Origin of the sequence: Cellvibrio mixtus subsp. mixtus J3-8 (genome assembly GCF_000766945.1) — a bacterium.
Taxonomy (GTDB): Bacteria; Pseudomonadota; Gammaproteobacteria; order Pseudomonadales; family Cellvibrionaceae; genus Cellvibrio; species Cellvibrio mixtus_A.
Genome location: NZ_ALBT01000033.1, coordinates 300909 through 312273 on the forward strand (window position 1 = coordinate 300909; position 11365 = coordinate 312273).

Annotated in this window: 11 protein-coding genes; 10 read left to right on the forward strand and 1 reads right to left on the reverse strand. The window is 46.6% G+C overall.

Annotation, left to right across the window (positions count from 1 at the left end):
- Positions 1-185: 185 nt before the first annotated feature.
- The 8 genes from A596_RS02780 (at position 186) to A596_RS02815 (ending at position 8196) form a co-directional block, all read left to right on the forward strand.
- The gene (locus tag A596_RS02780; RefSeq protein WP_039912485.1) at positions 186-1919 is read left to right on the forward strand and encodes an acetolactate synthase 3 large subunit; all 1734 of its coding nucleotides are present in this window, start codon (positions 186-188) and stop codon (positions 1917-1919) included.
- Position 1920: 1 nt separating this feature from the next.
- The gene (gene ilvN / locus A596_RS02785) at positions 1921-2412 is read left to right on the forward strand and encodes an acetolactate synthase small subunit (protein WP_039912486.1); all 492 of its coding nucleotides are present in this window, start codon (positions 1921-1923) and stop codon (positions 2410-2412) included.
- Between the two features lie 78 nt (positions 2413-2490).
- A complete protein-coding gene (locus A596_RS02790) occupies positions 2491-3099 on the forward strand; it encodes a PEP-CTERM sorting domain-containing protein (RefSeq protein ID WP_039912488.1) in 609 nt (202 codons plus the stop codon).
- A 75-nt stretch (positions 3100-3174) separates the two neighbouring features.
- On the forward strand, positions 3175-3927 hold the full coding sequence (locus A596_RS02795; RefSeq protein WP_039912559.1) for a sterol desaturase family protein: 753 nt from the start codon (positions 3175-3177) through the stop codon (positions 3925-3927).
- 5 nt (positions 3928-3932) lie between these two features.
- Complete coding sequence (locus tag A596_RS02800; protein WP_039912489.1) at positions 3933-4796, forward strand: fatty acid desaturase; 864 nt, start codon at positions 3933-3935, stop codon at positions 4794-4796.
- 3 nt (positions 4797-4799) lie between these two features.
- The gene (locus tag A596_RS02805; RefSeq protein ID WP_039912490.1) at positions 4800-6674 is read left to right on the forward strand and encodes a StlD/DarB family beta-ketosynthase; all 1875 of its coding nucleotides are present in this window, start codon (positions 4800-4802) and stop codon (positions 6672-6674) included.
- 14 nt (positions 6675-6688) lie between these two features.
- Complete coding sequence (locus A596_RS02810; RefSeq protein ID WP_200882848.1) at positions 6689-7630, forward strand: DUF6999 family protein; 942 nt, start codon at positions 6689-6691, stop codon at positions 7628-7630.
- Positions 7630-8196, forward strand: coding sequence for a DNA-3-methyladenine glycosylase (locus tag A596_RS02815; protein WP_039912492.1), 567 nt, complete (start codon positions 7630-7632; stop codon positions 8194-8196). The genes A596_RS02810 and A596_RS02815 overlap by 1 nt, the downstream gene beginning before the upstream one ends.
- Before the next feature lie 72 nt (positions 8197-8268).
- On the opposite strand, the gene ilvY is transcribed toward A596_RS02815, so the two are convergent.
- The gene (ilvY, locus tag A596_RS02820; protein ID WP_039912493.1) at positions 8269-9132 is read right to left on the reverse strand and encodes an HTH-type transcriptional activator IlvY; all 864 of its coding nucleotides are present in this window, start codon (positions 9130-9132) and stop codon (positions 8269-8271) included.
- A 166-nt stretch (positions 9133-9298) separates the two neighbouring features.
- Here ilvY and ilvC point away from each other — a divergent pair, with 166 nt between their 5' ends.
- Together ilvC and pssA are read left to right on the forward strand one after the other, a co-directional pair.
- Entirely contained in the window at positions 9299-10315 is a 1017-nt protein-coding gene (ilvC, locus tag A596_RS02825) for a ketol-acid reductoisomerase (RefSeq protein ID WP_039912494.1), read from the forward strand.
- 93 nt (positions 10316-10408) lie between these two features.
- Entirely contained in the window at positions 10409-11239 is an 831-nt protein-coding gene (pssA, locus tag A596_RS02830) for a CDP-diacylglycerol--serine O-phosphatidyltransferase (RefSeq protein ID WP_039912495.1), read from the forward strand.
- Positions 11240-11365 lie beyond the last annotated feature (126 nt).

Below are 11365 nucleotides of genomic sequence, written 5' to 3' on the forward strand. Positions count from 1 at the left end.
CTTGCCGGGTTTTGATCGTGGATCATTCACGGTATTGGCCTGCCCTAAGTGCTGATACTTTCCTGTGTGATTCTTCACTGATTTACCAACGGCATAACTTTTGGCTGTCACAGTCATTGGTAACAATTAATTGGTGAACAACACACGCGCATAAATGCGATTCACATCCTAAAAGGGGAATTATTGTGGAAATGCTTTCCGGCGGAGATATGCTTATCCGCGCCCTGAAAGACGAAGGTGTCGAGTACCTTTTCGGCTATCCAGGCGGCGCTGCCCTGCATATTTACGATGCCATCTTTCGTCAAAGCGACGTTAAACACATTCTTGTTCGCCATGAGCAAGCGGCCACCCACGCAGCAGACGCTTATTCGCGCGCGACCGGTAAAGTCGGTTCAGTGCTGGTGACTTCCGGCCCCGGCGCAACCAATGCGATTACCGGTATTGCGACCGCTTACATGGATTCCATTCCGATGGTGGTTATTTCCGGTCAGGTGATGAGTCACTTGATTGGTGAAGATGCCTTCCAGGAAACCGATATGGTCGGGATTTCCCGCCCGATCGTGAAGCACAGCTTCATGGTCAAACACGCCAGCGAAATTCCGGACATCGTTAAAAAGGCTTATTACATTGCGTCTACTGGTCGTCCTGGTCCGGTGGTTATCGATGTGCCTAAAGACATCACCAGCCCGCTCTACACCTTCCCGTACGAATATCCCGAGAAGGTAAAAATGCGTTCTTATAACCCGGCAACGCGCGGTCATTCCGGCCAGATCAAAAAAGCAGTGCAGCTACTGCTCGGCGCCAAGCGCCCGATGATCTATTCCGGTGGCGGTGTAGTGCAGGGCAATGCATCGCATTTGCTCAAGGATTTGGTCGACCTGTTGAATTACCCGGTGACCAATACGTTGATGGGGCTCGGTGCATATCCTGGCACTGGCAAAAATTTCCTCGGCATGTTGGGCATGCATGGCACTTACGAAGCGAACACGGCGATGCATCACAGCGATGTGATTCTGGCGGTAGGCGCACGTTTTGATGACCGCGTTACCAACGCCGTTAGCAAGTTCTGCCCGAACGCAAAAATTATCCATATTGATATCGATCCGGCGTCTATTTCCAAAACCGTGGTTGCCGATGTCCCTATCGTTGGTGCAGTGGATAGCGTGTTGAGCGAAATGTTATCGCTCATTAAAGAGAGTGATGAAAAACCGGATGCGCAAGCGCTTGCTGCCTGGTGGGAACAAATTAATGATTGGCGTGAGCGTCACGGTATTTATACGCAAAATCGTTTTGATACCACTGGCGATAAAATCAAGCCGCAAGAGGTTATCCAGGCAATTTGGGAGGTCACCAAAGGCGATGCTTACGTAACGTCTGATGTAGGCCAGCACCAAATGTTTGCAGCGCAATATTATCGCTTTGATAAACCGCGTCGCTGGATCAACTCCGGTGGCCTTGGCACTATGGGCTTTGGTTTGCCCGCGGCGATGGGCGTACAAGTTGCTTATCGCGATGCTACCGTTGTGTGCGTGACTGGTGAAGGTTCCATCCAGATGTGTATCCAGGAATTATCCTGCTGCACCCAATACCATTTGCCGGTAAAAATTATTTGTTTGAACAACCAGGCGTTGGGCATGGTTCGCCAATGGCAAGACATGCAGTACTCAGGTCGCTACGCAGAAAGTTTGTATGAGGATTCGTTGCCGGATTTCATCAAGCTTGCTGAAGCGTATGGCCACGTGGGTATTCGTGTCACCAAACGCGAAGAACTGAAGCAAAAATTGGAAGAATGTTTTGCGTTGAAAGATCGTGTTGTATTTATGGACATCATGGTCGATCAATCCGAACACGTTTACCCAATGCAGGTTGCCCAGCAATCCATGCGTGATATGATCCTGAGCAAAACGGAGCGCACATAAGATGAGACGCATTATTTCTGTTCTCCTGGAAAACGCTCCCGGTGCACTCTCGCGCGTTGTTGGTTTGTTTTCGCAACGCGGTTACAACATTGAAAGCCTGACGGTAGCGCCAACAGAAGATGAAACCCTGTCGCGCTTGACGTTAACCACCGTTGGTGATGATCACAAAATCGAGCAGATCACCAAACACCTCAATAAATTAATTGATGTGGTAAAACTGGTAGACCTGACCGAAGGTTCGCACATTGAGCGCGAACTTATGCTGATCAAAGTCAAAGCTTCAGGTGCACAACGTGCGGAAGTAAAACGTTGCGTGGATATTTTCCGCGGCCAGATCGTGGATGTAACCAGCACGCTCTACACCATCCAGATTACTGGCGCGAGCGATAAGCTTGATGCATTCTTGCAAGCCGTTGGCGATGCAGCGATCATCGAAGTCGTACGCACTGGTGTGTGTGGTATTTCACGTGGTGAGAAAGTGTTGAGTTTGTAATAGATATTGATTGTGGTATAAAAAAGCGGGAGCACACACTCCCGCTTTTTTTATTGCTAATAATTAAGGAGTAGATAAATGCAGAAATTAATATTCAAATTGCTAATAACTTTGAGCATCTGTTTTTCGCTATCCGCTCATGCAGTTCCTATATTGCTTAAACACGATGGAACCTATTACGGTGCACAAGGAATAAAAATCAATGGATCTATATACAATGTTGAGTTTGTGGATGGCACATTTATCGATGTGTTTGATAGATCCGGAATTCCATTTAAAGATGAGTCCGAAGTTTTCCTGGCAAGCAGTGCATTGCACTCGCTGATCAGTTCTGATCCCGTATTAAGTTGGAATCCTTCGTTAACCGCCGGTTGTTCGTCAAGTGAATGTTATATATTGAGCCCCATAGCTTCTTACGATAACGAAAGCGAATATGTGTTTGGAGAACAGAATCCGCTTCACTACTGGGTCAAGTCAGCGATTTCATACAACGGAGAGGGTATTGGGCCCGATGTCGATTATGAATCATGGGGCAATAGTTATTTACCTGCCGACTTTACCGACTGGGAAGGTTTTGTGTGGGCGCGGTGGACGTTTTCATCAGCGGATGTTCCTGAATCATCCAGCATGGCCTTGTTTTTAATAGGTTCGATGCTTGTGTGTTTGCGTCGGTTTATTAAACGGTAATTTTTGATTGCCATAAATCTGTTCACCAGGTTTATGGCAAAAATTATATTCATCCATCAATTAACGAGTAAAATAGTGCGTGAATTTATTTTAAATTGCACCGCGTTAGAAATCGCTGCTGTGGGTTTGGCATTTTTTGGCGGAATCTATTTATTTTTCGGTGCTGCAAATATTTTTATCACGCATCAATTACTACCCAGATTGCATATTGGTAAACCATTAGATCCACGCCCGTTAGCGAAAGATCAATTAAGACGTGAGTTATTGTGGTCAGCCAGTTCAATTGTGATTTTTGGTGTGGGAATGATTTTCCCGTGGGGATTTTTACAGTTGGGCTGGGCAAGGCTGGCTGTTAATCCTTCGTTTCTACAAATAATTGCTGAAGTCATCGTTTTATTAATCTGGAACGAAATCCATTTCTATCTCAATCACTGGTTGTTGCACACGCGTTGGCTGCGCCGTTTTCATTTGCCACATCATCGCTCGGTTGTAACAACCCCTTGGTCCACCTATGCGTTTCACCCGGTAGAAGCGCTCATGCTGGGTAATGTTATTTTGCTGCCAATGTTGCTGCATGATTTTAGTGTCTACGCACTTTTCTCCGTGCCATTATTTAGCTTGCTGTTTAACAGTATTGGTCATTCCAACTACGATTGGAGTCCGGCGCGACATACCGTCTTGCACAATGCCAGCCGCCGCCATCATTTACATCACGCCTGTTTTAATGGTAACTACGGTTTTATGTTCCCGTTTATGGATAAGCTGTTCAATACATCATTGCCGTTTGATGCGGCGGATAAACAAATCAATCGCTGGCGAGTTGATTAATCACAATGCGCAATTGGCGGGATTGGCAAAGTGTTTTGTACTTATTGCTGTTGCCAGCACTGGTTGTGTGGCAATGGCAATATGGTTTTAGTTGGCCGCTCTATCTTCTGGAATTATTTTTGACGCTCGGTGTGGGGGTGATTCACCATAACCACACGCATATTCGTATGTGGCGATCACGCTGGTTAAACCGCATTACGGATTTGTGGATCGGTTTTTTGCAAGGTCATCCAACCTTTGTGTTTTTTCCTGCCCATATCGCTAATCATCACCGCTATAAGCACAGTGAAAAAGATATTGCACGCACGTATCGTTTTTCATTTCCCGGTGCTCGCGGTGATACCAATCATCTCTGGGGCTATTTGTTGCATCCCGTTCAGGCAACGTTTGTTTTATATCCGTTGTTTATTCATTGGATGAAGCGCTTGTATCGTTTCCATCGCACTTATTTTTACTATTCGATGTTTCAATATGGGGCAATTTTATTGTTGTGGGCATGCCTGGCGTGGCTGGATTGGAAAAGCTGGCTGATCCTGGTGTTGATTCCACAATTGCATGGGCTGCACTGGTTGCTAGCGACTAATTATTTACAGCACGCACACGCCGATGGCAGTGGTTCGTCATTAAATTTCGCGCGTAATTTTTATGGTTGGGTTAACCCGTTATTATTTAATATTGGTTTACATACTGCACATCATAAGCATCCTCGTGCGCATTGGTCGGAGTTATCTTCTTTGCAGGAAAAATATCGCCTATTAATCGATCCGCGCTTGAATGAGCCAGGATTGTTGCGTTATATGTGGCGTACCTATTGTTTGGCGTTGCTGCATCCGCGCTGGCGCAGCCGCTCGCTTCACCCCAAGGATTAATGTATGCCTACCCGTTTTAATCGCGTCTATATTCAGGCTGCCGGATACCATCTACCTGGCCTGCCGGTGGATAATGAGGCAATGAATGATTTTATTGCGCCCATTAACCGCATTTCGTTGCGGATCAAAAATAAAATCCTTGCTGAAAATGGTATCCAGCAACGCTATTACGCGATTGATAAAAATGGTTTGACCGTCATCTCTCATGCGCGCCTGGCAGCAAATGCCATTGAAGATTGTTTGCAACGTACAAATACTAAACTGGATAGCGTCAGTTTATTAGCCATGGGTTCAACGGGAAGCGATGCATTGATTCCCGGATTTGCTGCGATGGTGCAAGGTGAGATGGGCGCGCGCCCGATGGAAACTTTATCGAGTTTAGGGGTGTGTGCATCCGGTATCGCGGCCCTTAATTATGCTGCACAATCTATTGAGCTGGGTGCACATCAAAACGCAGTAGTGGTTGCTGCCGAAATGCCTTCGCGTATTTTCAAAAAAAGCCGCTTTGCGCCGCGCGGTTATCAAAGTGATTTTGATGCGCACTTTTTGCGCTGGATGTTATCCGACGGTGCCGGTGCATTGTTGTTAACTGATAAACCACACGCTAAAAACGGCCTTCGTTTAAAAGTAAATTGGGTGCATCAAAAAAGTTTTGCAGGTGATTATCCTGTTTGTATGCAACTGGGTTTAACGGAAGATCGCAGTAAATCATTTCTGGATTTTCCTTCATCCAGCGAGGCAGAAGCGGAAGGTGCATTAGCATTAAGGCAAGATATTCGATTGTTGCCACATCTGTTTGATGTCAGCATTCATGAGTATGTAAAGCTGGTTAAAGATGGTTGGGTTCACTCGAATGACGTTGATCATTTCCTTTGCCATTATTCATCCAATCGTTTTATACCGGTGGTGGAAGAATTATTAGCGAAAGCGGGTTTAACAATCCCGCGCGAACGTTGGTATAGTAATTTAACAATGCGCGGTAACACTGGCTCTGCATCAATTTTTATTATGCTGGCTGAATTTCTTGAGACACACACCTTGCGCGCCGGCGAAAAAATATTGTGTTTTATTCCAGAGTCTGGCCGTATGACGGCAGCGTATATGTTGTTGGAAGTAGAAGCTGCCGATACGCAATTGCAAGTTGCACCTGCTATTGCTGTTCCAGCCCAACAAGAAATGCATATCGCCCCGCCTCATGATCCGCAATTGGCACCGCAGCATTTGCAACAATTATTGCAATCACTGGCAAGTGTCTGGCATGAGTATCGCTCGGAAGTATGGCGTAGCCCAATTATTCATAAATTGGTCAGCAATCAATTTACCGTGGATGACTATCGTAATTGGACGGCGCAATGGGTGCCGCAAGTGCGTGAAGGCAGCAAGTGGATGCACGAAGCGGTAGCATCGCTGACAGGGGATTATTCCGAACTTGCAAATTTAATCAGTACACATGCCGGCGAAGAACAAAACGATTTTAAAATTTTATATGAGGATTATCTCAGTGCTGGTGGTACTGAAACATTGGATAATTTGCGGCGCAATCCCGGCGGCGATGCATTAAATAGGTATCTGCACTCTCTGGCGGCTACCAAAAATCCATTGGGGCTGTTAGGCGCGATTTATATTATTGAAGGGACGGGGCAGCGCATAGTGCCTGCGCTGTTGCCATTGTTGCGTAAACAGCTTGATCTACCGGCAAGCGCGTTTCGCTTTCTGGAATATCATGGCGCAAATGATGAGCATCATTTGGCGCGTTGGCTATTGGCAGTGGAATTGGTATTGGCAAAAAATCCAAAAGCGGCAAATACAATTCTTGCCACGGCAAAACGCACAGCGCAATTATACCTGATGCAATTTGAACACATTCTGGATGCCTGATTTCTGGATATTTTATGATGGAAAAAACGCCCAAATTTTTAACGCAGGAATTTGATCCACGCGATCCCAACCCCTGGTTGGCTTTGTATCTCGATCAAAGTACACCACTGCCTGATCATGTTAAGAAAGCCTGGCTTGCCGATTCTGAAACCCCATCGCGTCAATTTTTATTGCCGTTTGTGCGCCCGGTCGCGCGTACGCTAATTGTACTAATTCAGGTTTTAAAAGTGGTTGTTCCGCGCAACTGGGCTGCATCCAAATTGCTGCACTGGATTCTTGCAACTGGTTTGAAATATTGTGTGCGCCCTGAAGCGAACTGGTTAGTGTTGCGTCATTTTCATATGGGCGCGCAAATTCTGGAATTCATTGCAGCAAATTCGCCAGTCACGGTAGAAACTTCTCCATTAAAACCCATGAATCTGGATGAATTAAAAGATGAGCTGTTTTTAAAACACGATTTAAATTTATTTAATTTTGTGATTCGTTTGGGTAAAGCGTTGCGTGATACCGATCAAAAACTGATGCCTGTAGAAAAGCCGGATTTCAGCATGATCTGCGAACCGGAAGTTACACTTGAGTCAATGCCGCATGGAATGCTGAATGGCATTGATTTGCAGACAGCGATTGAAATGTTTACTCCCACTTACCAATTGTTTCTTACCGATAACGATTTCTGGCGTGCATCCAATTCCTTGCAGCTGGATGAAACCATTGGTTTATATGTGGCAACGATTTTAAATTCGCCGCAACATTTGGTGTTGCTTAACAATAAACATCCATTGGTTCCTATGAGTACATTGCGTGCGGGTTATCGATTGGTGTTGCACGGGTTATCAACCGAGATGTTACATGCGTTATTGATGGATTTAAAAAAGGCGCAAGCCGGGCACCATGCTCCAGATTACAGTGTCAATAAATCCACTTCCGTTGTCGATGCAAATAAAACGAGTGCATGATGAATGATATTCTTTCAATAATTGATTTCTCTGCACCATCACATGAAGTTGCACCGCATTTAATCGGAGCACAATTTTTTGTGAATGGTGTAGGGGGAATTATTGTTGAAGTTGAAGCTTACGATCAGTCTGAGCCTGCTTCGCATACATTTTCCGGCCCCAGTGTGCGCAACGCATCCATGTTTGGTCCACCAGGGCGTGCTTATGTTTATCGATCTTATGGCATTCACTGGTGCTTGAATTTTGTATGTGCGCCGGAAGGGCACGGAGCAGGGGTTTTAATTCGCGCAATCCAGCCAACCCATGGATTGGACATCATGCGAGCGCGTCGCGGTGTTGAATCTGAAAAATTACTTTGCTCTGGTCCGGGGCGCGTAGGTCAGGCATTGGAAATTGTTCACGCATTTAACGGAAGATCCCTCGCCCAAAAACCATTCACGTTATTGCCCGCTATCGCGCCAGTCGATGTAATCCATGGCCCCCGCATTGGAATTTCCAAAGCAATGGATTTGCCGTGGCGCTTTGGTTTGGCTGGTTCTTCGTTTCTGAGTAAGCCCTTTCGCTAGCGCTGAATACTGCCTTGGCGGAGCTGTTTGAATATCCGTGGCGGCAGTACGTTTTATCTGATGATTGTTTTTTTATTTTTCCGTAGTGAGCTGCGACCAGAAGGCGGCGAGAATCGGACTCTTTAAGCGCTTTTCCATTACGCACACACCGGTATCGTAAGGGCCTAAATCCGGTTGTGGATTAAAGCGTTTCACTTTGTCGGCAAGGGGGCTGTTGTCCACTACGATTTGTGGGGCAACACCTACACCAAACCCCAGGCTCACCATGCTGACAATTGCTTCATTACCTTTCACTTCGGCATAAACATTTGGCTTGATGCCAAGTGAGTTAAACCAGTAATCCAATCGCTCACGCGCCAAACCTTCTTCAGGAATTATCACCGGGATTTCCTCCCAGCCTTTCCCTTGCCAGTCTTCGTTATTAGCAGTGATAAAAATCAACGGGGAGCTGTTGATGGGTTTGAAGGTTACCCCGGCAGGCAATTTATCCGGTTTGGCGGCAATGGCTATGTCTTCTTCGCCGGCCAGGATTCGATCAATTGATTGTGCCGGATCACCGGTATGCAGTTTGATCGCAATGCCCGGATGTTTAACGCGAAATTCGGTCAGGATCTCATATAGAAAGCTGTAGCTTGCCGTTACCGAGCAGTAGATGCTGAGTTGTCCGCGCAGTTGGTCGGCTTGGGCTAGCAGGGATTCCTGATAGGTCTCCCATTGATGAATCACTTCTTTGGCAAAATCCAGGAACTTATCACCTTCATGGGTGAGGATCACCGAACGGTTGTCGCGTATAAAAAGATGAACGCCGAGGTCATCTTCGAGCTGCTTGATATTGCGACTCAATGTTGATGGGCTGACATGGCAACTGGCCGCTGCGCGACCAAAATGCAGGCTGTTGGCAAGGGCACAAAAAAGTCGAAGTTTAGTGATATCCATAGAGAATCAATCAGCAATAAATAACCATGTTGCATAAAGTGAAATATTGAATTGCGAATATATCATTTTACGCGATGCAGGTGTTTCTCTACACTGGCGGCCTTTTAATCGGTCGCCCCTCCTTATTGGCTGGTGCGACATATACCACCCTAAACAGGAGCCAGTTATGCACGTTTATTACGATAAAGATGCCGATCTTTCTATCATCCAGGGCAAAAAAGTAGCCATTATTGGTTACGGTTCACAAGGTCACGCCCATGCGTGCAACTTGAAAGACTCTGGTGTTGATGTTGTTGTTGGCCTGCGTACCGGCTCTGCAACTGTTAAAAAAGCGGAAGCCCATGGCTTGAAAGTGACTGATGTTGCTTCTGCTGTTAAGTCGGCTGACGTAGTAATGATCCTGACTCCGGACGAGTTCCAATCAAAACTCTACAAAGAAGAGATCGAGCCAAACATCAAGCAAGGCGCTACCCTGGCTTTCGCCCACGGTTTTGCAATTCACTACAACCAGGTTGTTCCACGCAAAGATTTGGACGTAATCATGGTTGCTCCAAAAGCGCCAGGTCACACTGTGCGCTCTGAGTTTGTGCGTGGCGGCGGTGTTCCTGATCTGATCGCGGTATTCCAAAACGCTTCTGGCAAGGCGAAAGATACTGCTTTGTCATACGCTTCCGGCGTAGGTGGTGGCCGTACTGGTATCATCGAAACTACTTTCAAAGACGAAACTGAAACCGATCTGTTCGGTGAGCAAGCTGTTCTGTGCGGCGGCGCGGTTGAGTTGGTAAAAATGGGTTACGAAACCTTGGTTGAGGCAGGTTACGAGCCGGAAATGGCTTACTTCGAGTGTTTGCATGAATTGAAGCTGATCGTTGACCTGATGTTCGAAGGCGGTATCGCCAACATGAACTACTCAATTTCTAACAACGCTGAGTACGGCGAGTACGTGACTGGTCCTAAAGTGATCAACGAAGAATCTCGTAAAGCCATGCGTCAGGCATTGAAAGACATCCAGACTGGCGAATATGCCAAGAAGTTTATCCTTGAAGGCGCAACCAACTACTCTTCTATGACTGCTGCCCGTCGTAACAACGCGGCCCACGGCATTGAAGTGGTTGGTGCCAAGTTGCGTGCAATGATGCCCTGGATCCAGGCGAACAAAATCGTTGATCAAACCAAGAACTAATGGTTTTTTCAAGGCTCATAAAAAACGCGGCTTAGGCCGCGTTTTTTGTTTATGACTGTGTAAAATGGCGCTCCCGCAATCGGAGAGATAAGTATGAATCAGCAGGATAACGAACCGGCCAAGCAAGATCCCGTGGATAATGAAGGGCCGTTGCCTTTTGGTGATCTGGTAGAGGAAGTTTCCGAAGGCGGTAAAAAGGTGCGTCACCGGGGTGTTTATTTGTTGCCAAATTTATTTACGACCGGCGCTTTGTTTGCAGGTTTTTATGCCATCGTCTCAGCCATGAATGGCAATTTTACCCATGCTGCCATCGCTATTTTTGTATCCATGCTCCTCGATGGAATGGATGGTCGTGTGGCCCGCATGACTAATACCCAAAGTGCATTTGGCGAGCAATATGACAGCTTGGCTGACATGGTTTCGTTTGGTGTTGCGCCAGCATTAGTTGTGTTTAGCTGGGTTTTGCAAGATTTGGGGCGTTGGGGCTGGGCGGCGGCATTTATTTATGTGGCTTGTGCTGCCCTGCGCCTTGCCCGGTTTAATACCCAGATCGGGGTTGTGGATAAAAAATATTTTGTTGGTCTGGCCAGTCCGGCGGCGGCATCGGTTATTGCAGCGATGGTATGGGTTTGGTCCTCCTCTGTTCCCGGATCGCCATGGGGTGTTGTTGTTGCTGTGGTTACGGCGCTGACGGGGTTGTTAATGGTTTCCAATTTTCATTACACCAGCTTCAAGAGTATGGATTTTCGTGGGCGCGTTCCCTTCGCATTTATGTTGCTGGTAGTCCTGGTGTTTGCATCGTTGATTATCTATCAAGAGCAGGGTGTATTGGCGATTGCTATTTTATATGCGCTATCCGCTCCGGCAATTAAGGGTTTTAAAGTTCTCTTTGGTGGTTCAAAAAAAGCCGGATCGACGGAATAAAAACCGGTTTGTTTTCTAATTGCCCTCATGTAAAAAAACTCTCAAATAAAGCTTGCCTGGGTGAGGGGTGGTACGTATAGTGCGCGACCTCGCCAGGGCGAGTATCAAACAGATTGTTTCACAAAG

Excerpts from the sequence above, each read along its gene's own strand:
- A596_RS02800 (WP_039912489.1), top strand. The coding sequence starts at position 3,933 with ATGCGCAATTGGCGGGATTGGCAAAGTGTTTTGTACTTATTGCTGTTG.
- ilvN (WP_039912486.1), top strand. The coding sequence starts at position 1,921 with ATGAGACGCATTATTTCTGTTCTCCTGGAAAACGCTCCCGGTGCACTC.
- A596_RS02815 (WP_039912492.1), top strand. The coding sequence starts at position 7,630 with ATGAATGATATTCTTTCAATAATTGATTTCTCTGCACCATCACATGAA.
- A596_RS02810 (WP_200882848.1), top strand. The coding sequence starts at position 6,689 with ATGATGGAAAAAACGCCCAAATTTTTAACGCAGGAATTTGATCCACGC.
- ilvC (WP_039912494.1), top strand. The coding sequence starts at position 9,299 with ATGCACGTTTATTACGATAAAGATGCCGATCTTTCTATCATCCAGGGC.
- pssA (WP_039912495.1), top strand. The coding sequence starts at position 10,409 with ATGAATCAGCAGGATAACGAACCGGCCAAGCAAGATCCCGTGGATAAT.
- A596_RS02805 (WP_039912490.1), top strand. The coding sequence starts at position 4,800 with ATGCCTACCCGTTTTAATCGCGTCTATATTCAGGCTGCCGGATACCAT.
- A596_RS02790 (WP_039912488.1), top strand. The coding sequence starts at position 2,491 with ATGCAGAAATTAATATTCAAATTGCTAATAACTTTGAGCATCTGTTTT.
- ilvY (WP_039912493.1), bottom strand. The coding sequence starts at position 9,132 with ATGGATATCACTAAACTTCGACTTTTTTGTGCCCTTGCCAACAGCCTG.